The sequence below is a fragment of the Pseudomonas reidholzensis genome, assembly GCF_900536025.1.
Taxonomy (GTDB): Bacteria; Pseudomonadota; Gammaproteobacteria; order Pseudomonadales; family Pseudomonadaceae; genus Aquipseudomonas; species Aquipseudomonas reidholzensis.
Genome location: NZ_UNOZ01000002.1, coordinates 130,072 through 151,675 on the forward strand (window position 1 = coordinate 130,072; position 21,604 = coordinate 151,675).

The 21,604-nt window shown below is 62.3% G+C and carries 21 protein-coding genes; 17 read left to right on the plus strand and 4 right to left on the minus strand.

Features of this window, described 5'->3' with window-relative positions; translation table 11 throughout:
• Positions 1-7 precede the first annotated feature (7 nt).
• From CCOS865_RS00740 to cfaB, 12 genes are all read left to right on the plus strand, one after another.
• Positions 8-544: a F0F1 ATP synthase subunit delta gene (locus CCOS865_RS00740; protein WP_119137085.1), complete on the plus strand. Its 537-nt coding sequence runs from the start codon at positions 8-10 to the stop codon at positions 542-544.
• 21 nt (positions 545-565) lie between these two features.
• Positions 566-2,110 (plus strand): F0F1 ATP synthase subunit alpha, encoded by a 1,545-nt coding sequence (gene atpA, locus CCOS865_RS00745; RefSeq protein WP_119137086.1) that lies wholly within the window; start codon positions 566-568, stop codon positions 2,108-2,110.
• Between the two features lie 48 nt (positions 2,111-2,158).
• Positions 2,159-3,019, plus strand: coding sequence for a F0F1 ATP synthase subunit gamma (atpG, locus tag CCOS865_RS00750; RefSeq protein ID WP_119137087.1), 861 nt, complete (start codon positions 2,159-2,161; stop codon positions 3,017-3,019).
• Between the two features lie 27 nt (positions 3,020-3,046).
• Positions 3,047-4,423 carry a F0F1 ATP synthase subunit beta gene (atpD, locus tag CCOS865_RS00755; RefSeq protein ID WP_043199911.1) on the plus strand — a complete coding sequence of 459 codons (1,377 nt, stop codon included), beginning with the start codon at positions 3,047-3,049 and terminating at the stop codon, positions 4,421-4,423.
• A gap of 43 nt (positions 4,424-4,466) precedes the next feature.
• On the plus strand, positions 4,467-4,886 hold the full coding sequence (locus CCOS865_RS00760) for a F0F1 ATP synthase subunit epsilon (protein WP_119137088.1): 420 nt from the start codon (positions 4,467-4,469) through the stop codon (positions 4,884-4,886).
• Positions 4,887-5,005: 119 nt separating this feature from the next.
• Positions 5,006-6,376: a bifunctional UDP-N-acetylglucosamine diphosphorylase/glucosamine-1-phosphate N-acetyltransferase GlmU gene (gene glmU, locus CCOS865_RS00765; RefSeq protein WP_119137089.1), complete on the plus strand. Its 1,371-nt coding sequence runs from the start codon at positions 5,006-5,008 to the stop codon at positions 6,374-6,376.
• A 190-nt stretch (positions 6,377-6,566) separates the two neighbouring features.
• On the plus strand, positions 6,567-7,343 hold the full coding sequence (locus tag CCOS865_RS00770) for a DeoR/GlpR family DNA-binding transcription regulator (RefSeq protein ID WP_119137090.1): 777 nt from the start codon (positions 6,567-6,569) through the stop codon (positions 7,341-7,343).
• 2 nt (positions 7,344-7,345) lie between these two features.
• On the plus strand, positions 7,346-9,181 hold the full coding sequence (gene glmS, locus CCOS865_RS00775) for a glutamine--fructose-6-phosphate transaminase (isomerizing) (protein WP_119137091.1): 1,836 nt from the start codon (positions 7,346-7,348) through the stop codon (positions 9,179-9,181).
• Positions 9,182-9,351: 170 nt separating this feature from the next.
• Positions 9,352-9,648, plus strand: a complete 297-nt coding sequence (locus CCOS865_RS00780; RefSeq protein ID WP_119137092.1) for a (2Fe-2S)-binding protein — start codon at positions 9,352-9,354, stop codon at positions 9,646-9,648.
• The gene (hcnB, locus tag CCOS865_RS00785) at positions 9,645-11,039 is read left to right on the plus strand and encodes a cyanide-forming glycine dehydrogenase subunit HcnB (RefSeq protein WP_119137093.1); all 1,395 of its coding nucleotides are present in this window, start codon (positions 9,645-9,647) and stop codon (positions 11,037-11,039) included. Before CCOS865_RS00780 ends, hcnB begins: the two co-directional genes overlap by 4 nt.
• Positions 11,040-11,041: 2 nt before the next feature.
• The gene (gene hcnC, locus CCOS865_RS00790) at positions 11,042-12,274 is read left to right on the plus strand and encodes a cyanide-forming glycine dehydrogenase subunit HcnC (protein WP_119137094.1); all 1,233 of its coding nucleotides are present in this window, start codon (positions 11,042-11,044) and stop codon (positions 12,272-12,274) included.
• Between the two features lie 52 nt (positions 12,275-12,326).
• Positions 12,327-13,511 (plus strand): C17 cyclopropane fatty acid synthase CfaB, encoded by a 1,185-nt coding sequence (gene cfaB, locus CCOS865_RS00795; RefSeq protein ID WP_119137095.1) that lies wholly within the window; start codon positions 12,327-12,329, stop codon positions 13,509-13,511.
• Positions 13,512-13,517: 6 nt separating this feature from the next.
• Here cfaB and cls read toward each other — a convergent pair whose 3' ends face one another.
• Positions 13,518-14,957, minus strand: a complete 1,440-nt coding sequence (cls, locus tag CCOS865_RS00800) for a cardiolipin synthase (protein WP_119137096.1) — start codon at positions 14,955-14,957, stop codon at positions 13,518-13,520.
• Positions 14,958-15,087: 130 nt separating this feature from the next.
• On the opposite strand from cls, the gene CCOS865_RS00805 reads away from it, so the two are divergent.
• Positions 15,088-15,624: a DUF3617 domain-containing protein gene (locus CCOS865_RS00805; protein WP_119137097.1), complete on the plus strand. Its 537-nt coding sequence runs from the start codon at positions 15,088-15,090 to the stop codon at positions 15,622-15,624.
• 33 nt (positions 15,625-15,657) lie between these two features.
• On the opposite strand, the gene folE2 is transcribed toward CCOS865_RS00805, so the two are convergent.
• Positions 15,658-16,545 carry a GTP cyclohydrolase FolE2 gene (gene folE2, locus CCOS865_RS00810; protein WP_119137098.1) on the minus strand — a complete coding sequence of 296 codons (888 nt, stop codon included), beginning with the start codon at positions 16,543-16,545 and terminating at the stop codon, positions 15,658-15,660.
• A gap of 139 nt (positions 16,546-16,684) precedes the next feature.
• Between folE2 and zigA the strand changes: the two genes are divergently transcribed.
• From zigA to CCOS865_RS00825, 3 genes are all read left to right on the plus strand, one after another.
• Positions 16,685-17,896 (plus strand): zinc metallochaperone GTPase ZigA, encoded by a 1,212-nt coding sequence (gene zigA, locus CCOS865_RS00815; RefSeq protein ID WP_119137099.1) that lies wholly within the window; start codon positions 16,685-16,687, stop codon positions 17,894-17,896.
• Positions 17,893-18,525, plus strand: coding sequence for a DUF1826 domain-containing protein (locus CCOS865_RS00820; protein ID WP_119137100.1), 633 nt, complete (start codon positions 17,893-17,895; stop codon positions 18,523-18,525). The genes zigA and CCOS865_RS00820 overlap by 4 nt, the downstream gene beginning before the upstream one ends.
• A 70-nt stretch (positions 18,526-18,595) precedes the next feature.
• Positions 18,596-19,570 (plus strand): CobW family GTP-binding protein, encoded by a 975-nt coding sequence (locus CCOS865_RS00825; protein ID WP_119137101.1) that lies wholly within the window; start codon positions 18,596-18,598, stop codon positions 19,568-19,570.
• Here the strand turns inward: CCOS865_RS00825 and CCOS865_RS00830 are convergent.
• A complete protein-coding gene (locus CCOS865_RS00830; protein ID WP_119137102.1) occupies positions 19,561-19,962 on the minus strand; it encodes a DUF3301 domain-containing protein in 402 nt (133 codons plus the stop codon). The two genes, CCOS865_RS00825 and CCOS865_RS00830, sit on opposite strands and share 10 nt — an antisense overlap.
• Positions 19,963-20,081: 119 nt before the next feature.
• Between CCOS865_RS00830 and pdxY the strand changes: the two genes are divergently transcribed.
• Positions 20,082-20,954 (plus strand): pyridoxal kinase PdxY, encoded by an 873-nt coding sequence (gene pdxY / locus CCOS865_RS00835; RefSeq protein ID WP_119137103.1) that lies wholly within the window; start codon positions 20,082-20,084, stop codon positions 20,952-20,954.
• Here pdxY and CCOS865_RS00840 read toward each other — a convergent pair.
• A complete protein-coding gene (locus CCOS865_RS00840) occupies positions 20,951-21,436 on the minus strand; it encodes an acyl-CoA thioesterase (RefSeq protein WP_119137104.1) in 486 nt (161 codons plus the stop codon). The genes pdxY and CCOS865_RS00840 overlap by 4 nt on opposite strands.
• Positions 21,437-21,604 lie beyond the last annotated feature (168 nt).

Sequence of the window (21,604 nt, forward strand, 5' to 3'; positions counted from 1 at the left end):
GGCGATCATGGCAGAACTGACCACGTTGGCCCGACCTTACGCTAAGGCTGCCTTTGAGCACGCCCAGGCCCATCAGCAACTGGCCAATTGGTCAGCCATGCTCGGCCTGGCTGCTGCTGTGTCGCAAGACGACACCATGCAGCGCCTGCTCAAGGCCCCGCGACTGACGAGCGCACAAAAGGCCGCCACTTTTATTGAAGTGTGCGGTGACAAGTTCAATGCACAGGCACAGAATTTCATTCATGTTGCCGCGGAAAATGGCCGTCTCCTGCTCCTGCCGGAAATTGCCGACCTGTTCGAGCTGTACAAGGCCGAGCTGGAAAAATCCGTGGACGTGGAAGTCACCAGTGCTTTTGCGTTGAACCAAGAACAGCAAGACAAACTCGCCAAGGTTCTCAGTGCACGGCTCGGCCAGGAAGTTCGCCTGCACGCGTCGGAGGATGCCAGCCTGATCGGCGGCGTCCTCATCCGCGCAGGCGACCTGGTAATCGATGGCTCTGTTCGCGGCAAAATCGCGAAACTGGCCGAAGCATTGAAATCTTGAGTTTGAAGGGGCAGCAGAGCAATGCAGCAACTCAATCCTTCCGAAATTAGTGAAATCATCAAGGGCCGCATCGACAACCTCGATGTGAGCTCCCAAGCCCGTAACGAAGGTACCGTCGTTTCGGTTTCCGACGGTATCGTGCGGATCCACGGTCTGGCCGACGTCATGTACGGCGAAATGATCGAGTTCCCTGGCGGCGTCTACGGTATGGCCCTGAACCTGGAGCAAGACTCCGTGGGTGCAGTGGTCCTGGGTGCCTATGACACCCTCGCCGAAGGCATGAGCGCCAAGTGCACCGGCCGCATCCTGGAAGTTCCGGTTGGTAAGGAACTGCTGGGTCGCGTCGTCGACGCACTGGGCAACCCGATCGACGGCAAAGGTCCTCTGGGCAACACCGAGACCGACGCGGTCGAGAAAGTTGCTCCAGGCGTGATCTGGCGTAAGTCGGTAGACCAGCCTGTACAGACTGGCTACAAATCCGTCGACGCCATGATCCCAGTCGGCCGTGGCCAGCGTGAGCTGATCATCGGTGACCGTCAGATCGGCAAGACCGCCATGGCCATCGACGCCATCATCAACCAGAAAGACTCCGGTATTTTCTGTGTTTATGTTGCTGTCGGCCAGAAGCGTTCCACCGTTGCCAACATCGTTCGCAAGCTGGAAGAAAACGGCGCCCTGGCCAACACCATCGTGGTGGTTGCCAGTGCTTCGGAATCCGCCGCACTGCAATTCCTGGCGCCATACGCCGGTTGCACCATGGGCGAGTTCTTCCGTGACCGCGGTGAAGACGCACTGATCGTTTACGATGACCTGTCCAAGCAGGCTGTTGCCTACCGTCAGATCTCCCTGCTGCTGCGCCGTCCACCGGGCCGCGAAGCATACCCAGGCGACGTGTTCTATCTCCACTCCCGTCTGCTGGAGCGTGCATCGCGCGTTTCGGAAGAGTACGTCGAGAAGTTCACCAACGGTGCTGTGACTGGCAAAACCGGTTCCCTGACCGCGCTGCCGATCATCGAAACCCAGGCTGGCGACGTTTCCGCGTTCGTTCCGACCAACGTGATCTCGATCACCGACGGTCAGATCTTCCTGGAATCGGCCATGTTCAACTCGGGCATCCGCCCTGCAGTGAACGCCGGTGTTTCGGTATCCCGCGTAGGTGGTGCCGCTCAGACCAAGATCATCAAGAAGCTGTCCGGTGGTATTCGTACCGCACTGGCTCAGTACCGTGAACTGGCTGCATTCGCCCAGTTCGCGTCCGATCTGGACGAAGCGACCCGCAAGCAGCTGGAGCATGGTCAGCGCGTTACCGAGCTGATGAAGCAGAAGCAGTACGCGCCGATGTCCATCGCGGACATGGCCCTGTCGCTGTACGCCGCTGAGCGTGGCTTCCTGACTGACGTAGAAGTCTCCAAGATCGGCAGCTTCGAGCAAGCACTGATCGCCTTCTTCAACCGTGATCACGCTGAACTGATGGCGAAGATCAACGTGAAGGGTGACTTCAACGACGAAATCGACGCAGGCCTCAAAGCCGGTATCGAGAAGTTCAAGGCCACCCAGACCTGGTAAGCCGCAGCGGGGGCTCAGGCCCCCGCTTGCTAACCTGATAGGTGATACATGGCAGGCGCAAAAGAGATTCGCAGTAAGATTGCGAGCATCAAAAGCACGCAAAAGATTACCAGCGCCATGGAGAAAGTGGCGGTCAGCAAGATGCGCAGGGCACAAATGCGCATGTCTGCTAGCCGTCCTTACGCGGAGCGTATCCGCCAGGTGATCGGTCATCTGGCCAACGCCAACCCGGAATACCGCCACCCGTTCATGATCGAGCGCCCTGTAAAGCGCGTCGGTTATATCGTGGTGAGCAGTGACCGTGGTCTGTGCGGTGGCTTGAATACCAACCTGTTCAAGGCCTTGGTCAAGGACATGAACGTCAATCGCGAGCAGGGCGTCGAAATCGACCTGTGCGTGATCGGTAGCAAGGGTGCGACTTTCTTCCGCATCTTTGGCGGCAACGTGGTAGCTGCAATCAGCCACTTGGGCGAAGAACCGTCGATCAACGATCTGATCGGTTCCGTCAAAGTCATGCTGGACGCCTACCTGGATGGCCGTATCGATCGCCTCTCCGTGGTGTCGAACAAGTTCGTCAATACCATGACCCAAACTCCGACGGTCGAGCAGTTGGTACCGTTGGTGGCAACCCCGGATCAAGAACTCAAGCACCACTGGGACTACCTCTACGAACCCGATGCCAAAGAGCTGCTGGACGGCTTGATGGTCCGTTACGTGGAGTCGCAGGTCTACCAGGCGGTGGTCGAGAACAACGCTGCTGAGCAAGCGGCCCGGATGATCGCCATGAAGAACGCCACAGATAACGCCGGTGATTTGATCAAAGAGCTCCAGCTGATCTACAACAAGGCGCGTCAGGCTGCGATCACCCAGGAGATCTCGGAAATCGTCGGCGGCGCTGCCGCGGTTTAACGGTTCACATATTCAGAGGATCCAGCTATGAGTAGCGGACGTATCGTTCAAATCATCGGCGCCGTCATTGACGTGGAATTCCCACGTGACGGCGTGCCGAGTGTATACAACGCGCTGAAAGTACAAGGCGCGGAAACCACCCTCGAAGTTCAGCAGCAGCTGGGCGACGGCGTGGTTCGTACCATTGCCATGGGTTCGACCGAAGGCTTGAAGCGCGGTCTGGATGTCGTCGACACCGGCGCTGCCATTTCCGTTCCAGTTGGTAAGGCCACCCTCGGCCGTATCATGGACGTACTGGGCAACCCGATCGACGAAGCCGGCCCGATCGGCGAAGAAGAGCGTCGCGGTATCCACCAGCCAGCGCCTTCGTTCGCTGACCAGGCAGGCGGCAACGACCTGCTGGAAACCGGCATCAAGGTTATCGACCTGGTTTGCCCGTTCGCCAAGGGTGGTAAGGTTGGTCTGTTCGGTGGTGCCGGTGTTGGCAAAACCGTAAACATGATGGAACTGATCCGTAACATCGCCATGGAACACAGCGGTTACTCCGTGTTCGCTGGTGTGGGCGAGCGTACCCGTGAGGGTAACGACTTCTACCACGAGATGAAGGACTCCAACGTTCTCGACAAGGTAGCGCTGGTCTACGGTCAGATGAACGAGCCACCAGGCAACCGTCTGCGCGTAGCGCTGACCGGCCTGACCATGGCCGAGAAGTTCCGTGACGAAGGTAACGACGTTCTGCTGTTCGTCGACAACATCTATCGTTACACCCTGGCCGGTACCGAAGTATCCGCACTGCTGGGCCGTATGCCTTCGGCAGTAGGTTACCAGCCGACCCTGGCTGAAGAGATGGGCGTTCTGCAAGAGCGCATCACCTCCACCAAGGAAGGTTCGATCACCTCCGTCCAGGCCGTATACGTACCTGCGGACGACTTGACCGACCCGTCGCCAGCGACCACCTTCGCCCACTTGGACGCCACCGTCGTTCTGTCCCGTGACATCGCCTCCCTGGGTATCTACCCAGCGGTCGATCCACTGGACTCGACTTCGCGCCAGCTGGACCCGAACGTGATCGGCAACGAGCACTACGACACCGCGCGTGGCGTTCAGTATGTTCTGCAGCGCTACAAAGAGCTGAAGGACATCATCGCGATCCTGGGTATGGACGAACTGTCCGAGACCGACAAGCAACTGGTAGCCCGCGCTCGTAAGATCCAGCGCTTCCTGTCGCAGCCGTTCTTCGTGGCCGAAGTCTTCACCGGTTCGCCAGGCAAGTACGTGTCTCTGAAAGACACCATCGCTGGCTTCAGCGGCATCCTCAAAGGTGACTACGACCACCTGCCAGAACAAGCGTTCTACATGGTCGGCAGCATCGACGAAGCGATCGAGAAAGCCAAGAAACTGTAATTCCTGCGCCCCGCAAGGGGCGCTATCAGGTTGAGGCAAGCAGATGGCTATGACAGTCCATTGCGATATCGTCAGCGCGGAAGGAGAGATTTTCTCCGGTCTGGTCGAGATGGTGGTTGCGCACGGTAACCTGGGTGATCTTGGTATCGCTCCAGGCCACGCGCCGCTGATCACCAATCTGAAGCCAGGTCCGATCACGCTGACCAAGCAGGGTGGCACCCAAGAGGTGTTCTACATCTCTGGTGGTTTCCTCGAGGTCCAGCCGAACATGGTCAAGGTGCTTGCCGATACCGTGCAACGTGCTGCAGACCTGGACGAAGCTCAGGCTCAGGAAGCCCTCAAGGCTGCTGAAAACGCCCTGAACAGCAAAAGCGCTGATTTCGACTACGGCGCCGCTGCCGCACGTCTGGCCGAGGCCGCAGCCCAGCTGCGTACCGTCCAGCAAATGCGCAAGGGCAAGTAATCGGCCTGGCCGATCACTGCTGTTGCGATTGAGTAAAAGGGTAGCCTCGGCTACCCTTTTTCTTTTTCCGAATTTCCCTTCGGTCACAGCGCTGACCGCCCCGGATTGGTAGCCAGTCAATGTCACTCGATATCGTTATTCTCGCCGCAGGCCAAGGCACCCGCATGCGCTCGGCGCTGCCCAAGGTGCTGCACCCGGTCGCTGGCAACTCCATGCTTGGCCACGTTATCCACAGCGCGCGCCAGCTTCAGCCGCAAGGCATCCACGTGGTCATTGGCCATGGTGCCGAGCGGGTGCGCGAGCAGCTGGCCGCGGACGACCTCAACTTTATCCTCCAGGACCAGCAGCTCGGTACCGGTCATGCGGTTGCCCAGGCGATCCCGGCCCTGACCGCCGACACCGTGTTGGTGCTCTACGGCGATGTACCGCTGATTGAAGTCGAGACCTTGCAGCGCCTGCTGGCCAAGGTCAGCGAACAACAGCTCGGTCTGCTCACCGTCAACCTCGACGACCCCACCGGGTACGGGCGCATCGTCCGCGATGGCCAGGGCCAGGTGACGGCGATCGTCGAGCACAAGGATGCCAGCGACGCGCAGAAGGCGATCAACGAAGGCAACACCGGCATCCTCGCCCTGCCGGCGGCGCGCCTGGCCGACTGGATGGGGCGCTTGTCGAACAACAATGCCCAGGGCGAGTATTACCTCACCGACGTGATTGCCATGGCCGTGGCCGACGGCCTGGTGGTGGCCACCGAGCAGCCGCACGACCCGATGGAAGTGCAGGGCGCCAATGACCGGCGCCAGCTGGCCGAGCTCGAGCGCCACTACCAGTTGCGTGAAGGCCGCCGGTTGATGGCGCTGGGCGTGACCCTGCGTGACCCGGCGCGTTTCGATGTGCGCGGTGAAGTGACCGTGGGTCGCGATGTGCTGATCGACGTCAACGTGATTCTCGAAGGCAAGGTGGTGATCGAGGACGACGTGCAGATCGGCCCCAACTGCGTGATCAAGAACAGCACCCTGCGCAAGGGCGCGGTGGTCAAGGCCAACAGCCACCTTGAAGGTGCGGTGCTGGGCGAGGGCAGCGATGCCGGCCCGTTCGCCCGCCTGCGCCCGGGCAGCGTGCTGGAGGCCAAGGCCCATGTGGGTAACTTCGTCGAACTGAAGAACGCGCACCTGGGCGAGGGCGCCAAGGTCGGTCACCTGACGTACCTGGGCGACGCCGAGGTCGGCGCGCGGACCAACATCGGTGCCGGTACTATTACCTGCAACTATGACGGCGCCAACAAGTTCAAGACGTTGATGGGCGAAGACGTCTTCATTGGCTCGAACAATTCGTTGGTCGCGCCGCTGGAAATCAAGGACGGCGCCACCACGGCAGCCGGCTCGACCATTACCCAGACCGTCGAAGAAAAGCAGTTGGGCGTTGCCCGTGCCCGCCAGCGCAACATCGACGGTTGGAAGCGGCCCGAGAAAATCAAAAAGGCTGAGTGATCCACAGCGGGTTATCCACAGACCTCATCGCGGGGCGAACCCGCTCCCACGTATGACGCCATTCAGGGGTGTCACGTGGGAGCGGGCTTGCCCCGCGATTTTTTATCCACAGGGTGGTTCGGGCTTGACGGATTGGCCAACATAGGTTTTGATTGCCTTCATTATCTTTCGAATCGAAACTTAACCTGTCATGTCGAAACGAAACACGCCCCAACGCCGGCACAATATCCTCGCCTTGCTCGCCGAGCAGGGCGAGGTCAGTGTGGATAACCTGGCCAAGCGTTTCGAAACCTCGGAAGTGACCATCCGCAAGGACCTCGCTGCCCTCGAGACCAACGGCCTGCTGCTGCGCCGTTACGGCGGTGCCGTACCGGTGCCGCAAGAGCTGCTCAGTGAGACCGTGCAGCCGGTGTCGCGCTACAAGCAGGCGATCGCCCGCGCAGCCGTCGAGCGCATCCGCGAACACGCGCGGATCATCATCGACAGTGGCAGCACCACTGCCGCGATGATCCCGGAGCTGGGTCGCCAGCCGGGGCTGGTGGTGATGACCAACTCGCTGAATGTCGCCCGTGCCATCAGCGACCTCGAGCACGAGCCGGTGCTGCTGATGACCGGCGGCACCTGGGACCCGCACTCCGAGTCGTTCCAGGGCCAGGTTGCCGAGCAGGTACTACGCTCATACGATTTCGACCAGCTGTTCATCGGCGCCGACGGTATCGACCTGGAGCGGGGCACCACCACGTTCAACGAACTGCTGGGCCTCAGCCGGGTGATGGCCGACGTGGCGCGGGAAGTGATCGTCATGGTCGAGTCGGACAAGGTCGGGCGCAAGATCCCCAACCTCGAGCTGCCCTGGAGCAGCATCAATACCCTTATTACCGATGACCGCCTGCCCCCTGCGGCACGCGAAGCATTCAAAGCCCGCGGCATCAACCTGATCTGCGCCGCGATCAGCCAGGAGCAATAATCATGTGTGGAATTGTCGGTGCCGTAGCCGAACGCAACATCACGACCATCCTCATCGAAGGCCTCAAGCGCCTCGAATACCGCGGCTATGACAGCGCCGGCCTGGCGGTCTACACCCAGGACGGCAGCCTGCAGCGCCGTCGTCGCATCGGCAAGGTCAGCGAGCTGGAAGCCGCCGTCGCCGCCGACCCGCTGGCCGGCCAGTTGGGCATCGCCCACACCCGCTGGGCCACCCATGGCGCACCGACCGAGAGCAATGCCCACCCGCATTTCTCCGCCAGCGACGTGGCGGTGGTGCACAACGGCATCATCGAGAACCACGAAGAGCTGCGTGAAGAGCTCAAGGGCCTGGGCTATGTGTTCGCCTCGCAGACCGACACCGAGGTCATCGTCCACCTGATCCACCACACCCTGAAGAGCACGCCTGACCTGGCCGCCGCCCTCAAGGTCGCGGTCAAGCGCCTGCATGGCGCCTATGGCCTGGCACTGATCAGCGTGCAGCAGCCCGATCGCCTGGTCGCTGCCCGCAGTGGCAGCCCACTGGTGATCGGCCTGGGCCATGGCGAGAACTTCCTCGCTTCCGACCAGCTGGCGCTGCGTCAGGTCACCGACCGCTTCATGTACCTGGAAGAGGGCGACATCGCCGAGATCCGCCGTGACCAGATCACCATCTGGGACCAGGCCGGCACCCAGGTCCAGCGCGAGACGGTGCAATACCACGAAGGCGCCGAAGCCGCCGACAAGGGCGCCTACCGCCACTTCATGCTCAAGGAGATCCACGAGCAGCCGACCGTGGTCCAGCGCACCCTCGAAGGCCGCCTGGGCAACGATCATGTGCTGGTCCAGGCGTTCGGCCCGCAAGCCGCCGACCTGTTCGCCAAGGTGCGCAATGTGCAGATCGTCGCCTGTGGCACCAGCTACCATGCCGGCATGGTCGCCCGTTACTGGCTCGAAAGCCTGGCGGGTATCCCTTGCCAGGTCGAAGTCGCCAGCGAGTTCCGCTACCGCAAGGTGGTGGTGCAGCCCGACACCCTGTTCGTGTCGATCTCGCAGTCTGGCGAAACCGCCGACACCCTGGCCGCCCTGCGCAACGCCAAGGAGCTCGGCTTCCTCGGCAGCCTGGCGATCTGCAACGTCGGCATCAGCTCGCTGGTGCGTGAATCCGACCTGACCCTGCTGACCCTGGCCGGCCCGGAAATCGGCGTCGCCTCCACCAAGGCGTTCACCACCCAGCTGGTGTCGCTGATGCTCCTGACCCTGGCCCTGGGCCGCGTGCGCGGTACCCTCGAGGCCGGCGTAGAAGCCGAGCTGGTCGAAGAACTGCGCCGCCTGCCGACCCGCCTGGGCGAAGCCCTGGCCATGGACGGCACGGTCGAAAAAGTCGCCGAGCTGTTCGCCGACAAGCACCACACGCTGTTCCTCGGCCGTGGCGCGCAGTACCCGGTGGCGATGGAAGGGGCGCTCAAGCTCAAGGAAATCTCCTACATCCACGCTGAAGCCTACCCCGCCGGTGAGCTCAAGCACGGCCCGCTGGCGCTGGTCGACAGCGACATGCCGGTGGTCACCGTGGCGCCGAACAACGAACTGCTGGAGAAGCTCAAGTCCAACCTGCAGGAAGTGCGCGCACGCGGTGGCGAGCTGGTGGTGTTCGCCGACGAGCATGCCGGCATGACCAATGGCGAAGGCACCCACGTGATCCAGGTGCCGCACATTGCCGACGCCCTGGCGCCGATCCTCTACACCATCCCGCTGCAGCTGCTGTCGTACTACGTGGCAGTGCTCAAGGGCACTGACGTCGACCAGCCACGCAACCTGGCCAAGTCGGTGACTGTCGAGTAAACAGATTTCAGCGATGCTGTTCCGAACAAAGCCTCCGAAAGGGGGCTTTTTTCTTTCACATGCTTGGGAAATCTCTTACAGGCTACGTACGTATCAGATCAATTCTCTTTGTTTGCCCCTGCCTTACCGTGACTGCCTGTTTGGACACTGACGACAAGGTAGGACGGACGATGGAAAGAATCCTCGATATCCAGCCCCTCGGGGCTGATCTGCTGACACTCGACCTCAACGGCCAGCCTGTGACCGCCGCCCCCGGTGAAACCGTGCTCAGCGTGCTCAATGCAGTGGGCCTGCGGCCGCTGGCCCGTAATGACCACGGCCAGGCCGGCGCTGCCTTCTGTGGCATGGGTGTGTGCCATTGCTGCCTGGTGGCCATCGACGGGCGAGCCAAGCGTCGCGCCTGCCAGACGGTGGTCCGGGCCGGCATGCGGATCGACACTCACGCTGATGCGAGGGAGCGCTCATGAGTGTGCGTCCAGTGATTGTCGGCGGTGGCTCGGCAGGCCTGGCAGCGGCTATCGAGCTGGCCGAGCATGGGGTTGCCAGCGTGGTCCTGGAGGAGGCGTCGCGTCCGGGTGGCGTGGTGTTCCGTGGCCCGCTGCGTGCCGGGGTCGACCTGGGGTATCTGGGGGCACGCTACAGCAAGGCCTTGACCCGGCTGCACGAAGATTTTGCGGTGTGTCGCGAGTTGATCGACCTGCGCCTGAACAGCCGCGTGGTCGGCGGGAACGGGCAGTCGCTGATGCTACTGGATGCCGACGAGCAACTGCAGCAGATTGACTACGCCCAACTGCTGCTGGCCGCCGGTTGCCACGAGCGCAATGTGCCGTTTCCTGGCTGGACCTTGCCGGGGGTGATGCTGCTGGGTGGCCTGCAGTTACAGATCAAGAGCAACGCGGTCAAACCCTTGGGTAGCACCTTGATCGCTGGCACTGGCCCGTTGCTGCCCTTGGTGGCCTGCCAGCTGCACGCTGCCGGGGCGAAGGTGGCGGGGGTGTATGAAGCCTGCGCGTTCAAGCGCATCGCGCGCGAAAGCCTGGCCCTGATGAACCAGCCGCAGCTGTTTCTCGCCGGCCTGAGCATGCTCGCTTATATGAAGCTCAACGGCATCGCCATGCATTACGGCTGGGGTGTGGTCGGCGCCCAAGGGGAGGGCGAGCTGAGCGAGGTGAGCGTGGCGCCCTATGACGATGATTGGAATGCGGACATGAGCCGCGTGCAGCACGAGTCGGTGCAGACCCTGGCGGTGGGCTACGGCTTCATTCCGCGTACCCAGCTCAGCCAGCAACTGGGGCTGGCGCATGGCTTCAGCGAAGATGGCTACCTGCGCGCCGAGTGCAATGTCTGGCAGCAGAGCAGCCAGGCGCATGTCCACCTGGCCGGGGACATGGCGGGTATTCGTGGGGGCGAGGCGGCGATGCTCAGCGGGCGTATCGCGGCGGTGTCGATCCTGCAGCAGTTGGCGGTGCTCGATGCCGAACAGGCCATCGAGCGTCGCGAGCTGTACCTGGGCAAGCTGGCGGCGATCAAGCGCTTCCGCTCCGGCGTGGAACGCTACACCGCACGTGGCGCGGGGCAGGTTGGGCTGGCGCAGGCCGACACACTGATCTGCCGGTGTGAGCAGGTCAGCCGTGGGGCGATCGACCGGGCGCTCGAGCAAGGCGTGCAGGACATGGCCAGCCTGAAGATGCGCACCCGGGTAAGCATGGGCGATTGCCAGGGACGGATGTGCGTCGGCTACTGCAGCGACCGCCTGCGCGCCGCGACCGGTCGCGTCGATGTCGGCTGGTTGCGGCCGCGTTTTCCGGTCGACCCGGTGCCGTTTTCCGCCTTCCAGCCACTGACCCCCGAGGCCTGAACATGAGCAAGACCTACGACATCGTCATCGCCGGCGGCGGCGTGATTGGCGCGTCCTGCGCCTACCAGCTGTCCAAACGCGGCAACCTGCGCATTGCCCTGATCGACGACAAGCGCCCCGGCAATGCCACCCGCGCTTCGGCGGGCGGCTTGTGGGCCATCGGCGAATCGGTCGGCCTGGGCTGCGGGGTGATCTTCTTTCGCATGCTGTCGTCATTGGCCAAGCGTGAGGCCAACGGTGCGGCGGTAGCGGTCGACTCGAGTACGCCGCATATCCTTCCCCCGTGTTTCTTCGACCTGGCGCTGCAGTCCAACGCACTTTATCCACAGCTGCATGCGGAGCTGATCGCGCGCCATGGCATGGACTTCAAGTTCGAGCGGACCGGGCTCAAGTACGTGATTCAGGATGAAGAGGACCAGCTGTACGCCGAGCACATCGTCAAACAGATCCCGCACCTTGCCGAGCAGGTGCGCTGGCTGGACCGCCGGGCACTGCGCGAAGCCGAACCGGCGGTGACCTTGCAGGCCACCGGTGCGCTGGAGTTTCTCAGCGATCACCAGGTGAGTCCGTTTCGCCTGGGGGACGCCTACCTGGAGGCGGCGCGGCAGAATGGCGTCGACCTGTACCCGAACACCCGTATCACCGAGGTGCTGCATGAGGGCGCGCGGATCATAGGCGTGCGTACCGAGCAGGCCGGTGAGTTCCACTGCCAGACCCTGATCAATGCCGCGGGCGCCTGGGCGGCGGAGCTGAGCGAGTGGGCCACGGGCACGCGCATTCCGGTCACGCCGGTCAAAGGCCAGATCGTCCTCACCGAGCGTTTGCCCAAGTTGCTCGACGGTTGCATCACCACCAGCGATTGCTACATGGCGCAGAAGGACAACGGCGAGATCCTGATCGGCAGCACCACCGAGGACAAGGGCTTCGATGTCAGCACCACCTTCCCCGAGATCGGCGGGCTGGTGCAGGGCGCTGTGCGCTGCGTACCGGCGCTGGCGCAGGCCAACCTCAAGCGCACCTGGGCAGGGCTGCGTCCGGGCTCTCCGGATGAGCTGCCGATTCTGGGGCCAGTAGACGGTGTGGCGGGGTACTTCAATGCCTGTGGGCATTTCCGCACCGGGATCCTGACGTCGGCAATTACCGGGGTGCTGCTCGACAAGGTGATCCACAGCGAGGCGTTGCCGCTGGATATCACGCCGTTTCTGGCTGAGCGTTTCCAGACGGAAACTTCGTAGGGATGAACTACCCTCTTTCGAAGACGTCCGAAATTCAGAGGAGGGTGATTCGATGCTTGCGCAACTTCCCCCTGCGTTGCAGCACCTGGTGTTGCCATTGCGTCTCAAGCTTTGGGACGGCAACCACTTTGACCTCGGCCCCTGCCCGCAGGTGACCATCCTGGTCAAGGAACCTCAGCTGATCGGCCAGCTCACTCACCCCAGCATGGGTGAGCTGGGGGCCGCCTTCGTTGAAGGCAAGCTAGACCTCGAAGGCGATATCGGCGAAGCCATCCGGGTGTGTGATGAACTCAGTGATGCCCTGTTCAAGGATCAGGACGGTGCCTCTCCCCAGCGTGTGCCACATGACAAGAGCACCGACGCCGAGTCGATTTCCTACCATTACGACGTCTCCAACGCCTTCTACCAACTGTGGCTGGATCAGGACATGGCGTATTCCTGCGCCTACTTCAAGGAGGCCGATGCCACCCTCGATCAGGCCCAGCAGGACAAGTTCGATCACCTTTGCCGCAAGCTCCGCCTGCAGCAGGATGACTACCTGCTCGATGTCGGCTGTGGCTGGGGCGGGCTGGCGCGCTTTGCCGCGCGCGAATACGGTGCCAAGGTGTTCGGCATCACCCTCAGCAAGCAGCAGCTCAAGCTGGCCCGCCAGCGGGTCAAGGACGAAGGTCTGGCGAAGCGTGTCGACCTGCAGATTCTCGACTACCGCGACTTGCCGCAGGATGGCCGTTTCGACAAGGTGGTCAGCGTCGGCATGTTCGAACATGTCGGCCACGCCAACCTCGACCTGTACTGCCAGAAGCTGTTCGGCGCAGTCCGTGAAGGGGGCGTGGTGATGAACCACGGCATCACCGCCAAGCATGTCGACGGGCGCCCGGTGGGGCGCGGCGCCGGTGCATTCATCGACCGCTACGTGTTCCCCAATGGCGAGCTGCCGCACCTGGCGATGATCACCAGTAGCCTGTGCACGGCCGGCATGGAAGTGGTGGATATCGAGAGCCTGCGCCTGCACTACGCGAAGACCCTGCACCACTGGAGCGAGAACCTCGAGCACCAGTTGCACCGCGCGGCGGCCCTCGTCCCGGCGAAGACCCTGCGCATCTGGCGGCTGTACCTGGCGGGCTGCGCCTACGCCTTCAGCAAGGGCTGGATCAACCTGCACCAGATCCTCGCGGTGAAGCCTTACGCGGATGGCCACCATGATCTGCCCTGGACCCGCGAAGACCTCTACCGCTAACCACGCTTACAGGATCGGCGAGATCAGCCGCGCGATACGCATCCCCAGTTGTTGCAGGCGGTGCGTATCGCGGCTGTCTTCGGCGGTAATCTCCCTGGCCTGGGCGAAGTCATTGAGCAGCATCGCTTCCACCTGGTCGGCAAATACCCGGTCGACGGTCAACAAGGTGATTTCGAAATTCAGCCGGAACGAGCGGTTGTCCAGGTTGGCACTGCCGATTGCGCTGACCTCGTCATCCACCAGCACCACCTTCTGGTGGAGGAAGCCGGGCTGGAAACGGAACATGCGCACACCGGCGCGCACTGCCTCGAACGCGAACAGGCTGGAGGCGGCGTACACGATGCGGTGGTCTGGGCGCGCCGGCAGCAGGATGCGCACATCCACCCCACGCAGGACTGCCAGGCGCAGTGCGGCGAACACCGCTTCGTCAGGGATGAAGTAGGGCGTGGTGATCCACACCCGATGGGTTGCCGAATGGATCGCCTCGACGAAGAACAGCGAGCAGGTCTCCTGCGGATCGGCCGGGCCGCTGGCCAGCACTTGGCACAGCACGCCGTTGTCCGGGTAGGTGTCGGGCAGGATCAGCGGCGGCAGCTCGCGGGTAGCCCAGTACCAGTCTTCAGCGAACGACTCCTGCAGGCAGGCCACCACCGGACCGCTGACCTGCACATGGGTATCGCGCCACGGCGACAGCTGCGGATTGCCGCCCAGGTATTCGTCGCCGACGTTGTGCCCACCGAGGAACCCTTGCACGCCATCGACCACGACGATCTTGCGGTGGTTGCGGAAGTTCACCTGGAAGCGGTTGAACCAGCCGCGGCGCGTGGCGAAGGCTTTGATCTGCACACCGCCGTCGCGCAGCACCTGGCTGTAGCTGGCCGGCAGGGCATGGCTGCCAACCCGGTCATAGAGGACGAAGACCTGCACGCCTTCGGCGGCCTTGCGCAGCAGCAGCTGTTGCAGCGCACGGCCGATGCCATCGTCGTGAATGATGAAGAACTGAATCAGTACCGCCTGACGGGCCTGCTCGATGGCCGCGAAGATGGCGTCGAAGGTCGCTTCGCCATCGATCAACAGCTTCACGTCATTGTTGGCCAGGCACGGCATGCGACTCAACTTGGGCATCGCTCGCAGGGCAGCGTAACTGCCCGACTCCCGGGCGGTCAGGGCTTCTTCGACCCAGGGCCGCCAGTTGAGGTTGGCCATGGCCACGTGCATCTCCTGGTTGGCCTGACGCCTGGCCTGGATGTAGGCATAGAACGAGCGCGCGCCGAACACCAGGTAGGGGATCAGCGTCAGGTAGGGGATGAACAACAGCGACATCGCCCAGGCGATCGCGCCTTGTGCAGTGCGCACGGTAAACACGGCATGCAGCGCGGCGATGATGCCGAGCAGGTGAATGAGGCCGAGCACGTAACCGAAGAAGTAGGGGCTGTGGTAATCCATACGCATCCTGCTTGACGAAACCTCGTCTGCTAACAGACCACGTTCGTGGGGCCGCGTGCAACCCGCGAGGGAAAATGACGTCTAAGCTGTGTCCAGCCAGGTGGCTGGGAATGACTAGGAGCATCCATCGATGAAGATTCGTCTGCCACTGTTCGCCCTCGCCATGGGCCTGATGGCCAGCCCACTGGTCAATGCGCAGATGTTGCAACCCGGCTTGTGGGAGCTGACCACCAGCAACATGCAGGTCGATGGCAAGCAGTTGCCCGACATGGGTTTCATGCTGGGCCAACTGAAGAACCTGCCGCCAGAGCAGCGCGCCATGATGGAGGGCGCGTTGTCCAAGCAGGGCATAACGGTAGCGGGCAATGGTGTGCGCTCTTGCCTGACGCCGGAGCAGGTCAAGTCGGATGACATTCCGCTGACCGATCCGAAGTCCGGTTGCACCCAGAAGATTACCGACCGCACCGGTAATGTGTGGAAGTTCGAGTTCAGCTGCCCCAAGGCACAGGGCACTGGCGAAGCAACATTCCTCAGTGATCGGGAATTCACCACCAAGGTCAACGGGACGTTCAATGCGTCGGGTGTTCAGCAGCAGGGCAGCATGAACACGCGAGCGCTGTGGTTAGGCAACGACTGCGGAACCGTCAAGCCACGGGCCGCTAACTGAAATGTCTGGGGCTGCACTGCAGCCCCATCCGGATCACCAGCGCCACTGACTGACTGCCACCGCATCATGCGCATGCAGGCTCTCGGCATGTTCCACGCGCAGAGTAAAGCCACTGGCCCACGCGGCCTTTCTTAAAGCCTCATCCACCCGCCGCGCTGCATCCTCGCAAAACATCAGGTTCTGCCCGTTGGCCAATGCAAACGCCTGTTCATCCGCGCGTTTCACGGCGGTTTGCACTGCCGTTCCCAACGCGGCTTCCACCCGCTCAATCAGGTCGATGACGGGCAGTTCTGAACCACCGTCCAGCAGCCTGACTTTTATCTGTGCCTCGCTGCGTTGGCTATGGGGGGTTGCAACGATCCCCTGGCTACTACCCAACCACGCCAATACTGAATCCCGATCCACATCAGCCCCTTCGAAATCCGCCTGAAATTGCGCCTGAATCAGCTGTCTAGCCAGGGCAGCCGAGCACGGGCAGGTCGACGAATAGGGGATTCGCACAAATAGTTCCACGTGGAACATTTCATTCTTGATGCGTGCCTCGACGGTTACCGGATAGCTTTTCCACCCACTCAAGGGGCTTACCAAGGCGGGGCGTTTCAGCAAAAGCTCGAAGTCGATGCGCACAGATGCTGCCGAGGACAAGCCCTCATGGCTGTCGAGGAACTGCGCAAGCAGACGTCGAAGGGCCTGTGGATTCAGTTCCTGCTGCTCCAGGCATGCCAGTGCTAAGTAGAGCCGTGACATATGGATACCTCGCGACTGACCGTCATCGAGGTTGACGCCAGCGCTGGCGCTAGCGCTCAAGCGTGTATCGGCGAACCGCACAGGCAGGGCGATGCCTTGCATGCCGACCCAGTCGAGCGGCTGGTTTCGCTGGTGGGTTTGCGTGGCGATGTCGGGCAGGGTCGCGAGGGTCATGGAAATTCCGTCTTGAGGCAGGGCACAGAGCCGGTTGCGTGAGCGCCATTCGGCAGAGCAGCTTGGCTAAAGTGTATTGTTATAATATAACATTAAGCAATGCATCGTTTCGAATGCCTTCGCCTGATGAGGTCTACCCATGTCCAAGCGTCTCCCTGTCACCGTGCTCTCCGGCTTTCTGGGTGCTGGCAAGAGCACCTTGCTCAACCATGTACTGCGCAACCGCGACAACCTGCGCGTCGCCGTGATCGTCAACGACATGAGCGAAATCAACATCGATGCCAGCGAAGTGCAGCGCAACGTCAGCCTCAACCGTGCGCAGGAAAAGCTGGTGGAGATGAGCAACGGCTGCATTTGCTGCACCCTGCGTGAAGACCTGCTCGAGGAAGTCGCGCGCCTGGCCGAGGACGGTCGCTTCGATTACCTGCTGATCGAGTCGACCGGTATCTCCGAACCGTTGCCGGTGGCTGAGACGTTTACCTTCCGCGATGAACAGGGTCGTAGCCTGTCGGACATAGCCCGCCTCGACACCATGGTCACTGTGGTCGACGGCCTGAACTTTCTGCGGGACTACGAGGCCGCCGACAGCCTGGAGAGCCGCGGAGAGAGCCTCGGCGAGGAGGACCAGCGTTCGATCAGTGATCTGCTGATCGAGCAGATCGAGTTCGCCGACGTGCTGCTGCTGAGCAAGATCGACCTGATCGGCCAGGACCAACGCGAAGAGTTGATGGCGATCCTGCGCAGCCTCAACGCCCGCGCGCAGATCGTGCCGATGGTGATGGGCCAGGTACCGCTGGCGCGCATTCTCGACACCGGGCTGTTCGACTTCGATCAGGCGGCACAGGCCCCGGGCTGGCTGCAGGAGCTGCGCGGCGAGCATGTGCCGGAGACCGAAGCGTACGGCATTGCCGCGAGCACCTGGCAGGCTCGCCGGCCGTTGCACCCACAGCGCTTCTACGACTTTATCCACAGCCCGTGGAGCAATGGCCGCTTGCTGCGCTCGAAGGGTTTTTTCTGGTTGGCCAGCAAGTATCAGGAGGCCGGCAGCTGGTCGCAGGCGGGCGGCATGATGCGCCATGGTTTTGCGGGCCGCTGGTGGCGGTTCGTGCCGCGTGAGCAGTGGCCGCAGGATGTGGATAACTCGGCAGCGATTCTCAAGCAGTGGACCGAGGAAACCGGTGATTGCCGACAGGAGCTGGTGTTCATTGGGCAGAATATCGACTTCGGAAAACTATCCACAGCACTCGATGCCTGCTTGCTCAGTGATCAGGAGATGGCCAGTGGGCCTGCGGGCTGGCTGGATCTGCCGGATCCGTTTGGCGAGTGGCACGATGACGAGATAGCGGCATGAAGCTGGCGCCGACGGTTGTGGATATCTTTCAGGTGCTGGGAGAATCGCCCCAGGTGCTGACCGAGGTGCTGCAGGACGGGGTCAACCTGGCGGTCTGGCAGCGTCGCCTGCCGGCGCAGCTCGAAGACTTTTCCACAGTGCTGCTCAGCCTCGGGCAATTGCTCTCGGATGAGCGGGTGATCGAGGTGGACGAGCAGGAAACGCCCGTGCTGCCCGGCTTGTTGCCAGGTGCGGCAGACTTGCACGGCTATGAGAGCTTCGTCGCCGATGTCTCGTGGCTGGTGGCCGCCTATACCTGCCTGGTCGGTGCCCGGCGTGTGGGCCTGCGACTGCGCGTACTGGAGGGTGCGATGTGCCCGCGCTTCCATGTGGATAAAGTTGCCCTGCGTCTGTTGACGACTTATTCAGGGGCCGGCAGCGAGTGGCTGAAGGAAGGCGATGTTGATCGACTGCGTTTGCAGCAGGTTCAGCCACCTGTGGATAAGGTCCAGCGCTTGCAGGCCGGGGACGTCGCAGTGTTGAAGGGCGAACGCTGGCTAGGTAACGAAGGCGCGGGGGTTGTCCACAGGTCGCCGCTGACCGCAGCCGGTCAACGGCGGCTGTTGCTCAGCCTTGACTGGTTGGCCTGACGGAGCATAGTGGTCGCAACATTCACCCTTGGGCCGCGTTGCGGCCCTTCGTCTGGCCAGATGCCTACCGATGTTGCAGAACATACCTACCCACGTCATCGCTGGGCCCTTGGGCGCCGGCAAGACCAGCCTGATCCGTCAGCTGATGGAACAACGCCCGGCGAACCAGCGCTGGGCCGTATTGGTCAATGAATTCGGCCAGATCGGCCTGGATGCGGCACTCCTCAGCCGCGATGAGGACGGCGTCGAGATCAGCGAGGTGGCCGGTGGTTGCCTGTGCTGCGTCAATGGCACGCCATTCCAGGTCGGCTTGGCTCGGCTGCTGCGCAAGGCACGGCCTGATCGCCTGTTTATCGAGCCATCAGGCCTCGGTCACCCACTGCAGTTGCTCAACCAGCTCGGTCAGGCGCCGTGGGCGGGAGTGCTTAGCGTTCAACCCTTGGTCATGGTGCTGGACGCTCAAGCGCTCGCCCGGGGAGAGCCGTTGCCCCAGGCGCAACGGGAGGCAATCGGTGCCGCTGGCCTGTTGATAGGTAACAAATCGTCGGCTGTGGATGAATCGCATAGGTTGTTGATAAATAAAGAGTTTTCAAATAAGCCTGTAGTCTGGACCGAGCACGGAAAATTGCCTCTCGAGCGCCTGTTGGAGTTTTCCACAAGCGCCCCTGTGGCGTTGGTAACAACGGATCTCCCTGTGGACAACGCTACTGCGTCACTCGCCACCCTGTGGACAGATCCCAAGGCGCCGATTGTGCTTGCTCAACAAGGGGAGGGCGGTTGGAGTATCGGCTGGCGCTGGCACCCCTCACAGCAGTTCGATTCAGCGCAGGTCGAGCGGTTTCTCAAGGCGTGGGCATGGCGTCGGGCCAAGGGAGTTATCCACAGCGAAGCGGGTTGGCAGTCGTTCAACGGGCTGGCGGGCGGCGCGGTGGATTGGCAGCCGAGCGCGTGGCGCAGGGATTCACGGATCGAACTGATCTCCGACCAGCAGCAGCCCGCTGAAGCGTTGCAGGCTGCCTTGGCAGCCTGTCGCAATCAGCGCTGATCGTTGCGCCAGCGATTGTGCTCCTGGCGCCACTGCTGCATCTCGATGACGTTATCGGCGCGCGGCGTAGGCTTGATCTCGAACGGGTAGGGCGCCAGCTCGATCTGCAGGGTGTGGGCGCCGAACTGGGTGACCGTGCCCGGATGACGATGCTCACCGGTGACGGTGAACTCGAAGTTGTAGATGCGCGCCAGGCGTTTGCGGCCGTTGGCGTCACGGACAAAGCCGATACGTTTGAGCGCGACAGCGTCGTCCAGCAGCTCGAGGTCCAGTTTGGCGCAATGCTGCTTGACCCGCGCCAGGGCTTTCTCGCGCAGCCCATGGTTGTGCCACAGCCAGGCGCCTGCGGCGGCCAGCACCATCAGGACGAAGAGGTTCTCCAGGGTCAACATGTGCATAGGCTCCAAACAGGTAGATCCAGCTTAACTGCGTCCCTGGCCTGTCGTACAGGTGGCAATCGAGTTCATACTGCGCGTCGCTCTCATCCTGAATCAGCTTTGGAAATCTCTGCATGAAACGAACCCCGCACCTGCTCGCTATCCAGTCTCACGTGGTCTTCGGCCACGCCGGAAACAGCGCCGCGGTGTTTCCCATGCAGCGGATAGGGGTCAATGTCTGGCCGCTCAATACCGTGCAGTTCTCCAACCACACTCAGTATGGCCAGTGGGCGGGAGAAGTGCTTGCTCCAGCGCAAATTCCTGCGTTGGTGGAAGGCATTGCCAACATCGGCGAACTGGGGCACTGCGACGCGGTGCTCTCCGGTTACCTGGGCAGCGCCGCACAAGGCCGGGCGATTCTCGCCGGCGTCGAGCGGATCAAGGCGGTCAACCCCAAGGCGCTGTACCTCTGCGATCCGGTCATGGGCCACGCCGAAAAGGGCTGCAGCGTGCCGGAAGAGGTCAGCCAGTTCCTGCTCCAGCAGGCAGCCGCCAAGGCCGACATCCTCTGCCCCAACCAACTCGAGCTGGACAGCTTCAGCGGGCGTCGGGCGCAGTCGCTCGATGATTGCGTGGCGATGGCGCGCGGCCTGCTCGAGCGTGGGCCGCAGGTGGTGCTGGTCAAGCACCTGAGCTATCCCGGGCGTGCCGAAGATGCCTTTGAGATGCTCCTGGTGACCCGCGAGGGCAGCTGGCACCTGCGCCGCCCGCTGCTGTGCTTCCCGCGCCAGCCGGTCGGCGTCGGCGACCTGACCTCGGGCCTGTTCCTGGCGCGAGTGCTGCTCGGCGACAGCTGGCTGCAGGCCTTCGAGTACACCGCCGCGGCGGTGCATGAGGTGTTGCTGGAAACCCAGGCCAGCGCCAGCTACGAGTTGCAGCTGGTGCGGGCCCAGGATCGCATCGCTCACCCCCGCGTGCGCTTCGAGGCGCAACGCCTGGCGGACTAGATGGCGTCGGTCTTCAGGTCCTGGTAGCGCTTTTCCAGCTCCTGGCGGATCTGCCGGCGCTGCTTGCCCTGCAGGAAGCGGCGTTTCTCTTCGCTGCTCTGCGGCAGGCGCGCCGGTACCGGTACCGGGCGACGGTTGTCGTCGACCGCGACCATGGTGAAGAAGCAGCTGTTGGAGTGGCGCACCGAGCGCTCGCGAATGTTCTCGGTGACCACCTTGATGCCGACTTCCATCGAGGTATTGCCGGTGAAGTTGACCGAGGCCAGGAAGGTCACCAGCTCGCCGACATGAACCGGCTCACGGAACACCACCTGGTCGACCGACAGGGTCACCACGTAGGTGCCGGCATAGCGGCTGGCGCACGCATACGCCACTTCGTCGAGGTACTTGAGCAAGGTGCCGCCATGTACGTTGCCGGAGAAGTTGGCCATGTCCGGGGTCATCAGGACGGTCATAGTCAGCTGGGCGTTTCCAGGTTCCATAGTGTGCTCACGGTGAGGTTGCGCTGAATCGGGGCCGGTATCTGCAGACACTTCTTTGTTCCCCTGTTGAAATTTCCCATCCTGGTACGGGACGTCGCGTGGCGTTCCATCGTCACGTGGTTTTGCTTGCCCGGGGCACCGGCCAAGCCTGTCACAGCAAAACAGCCG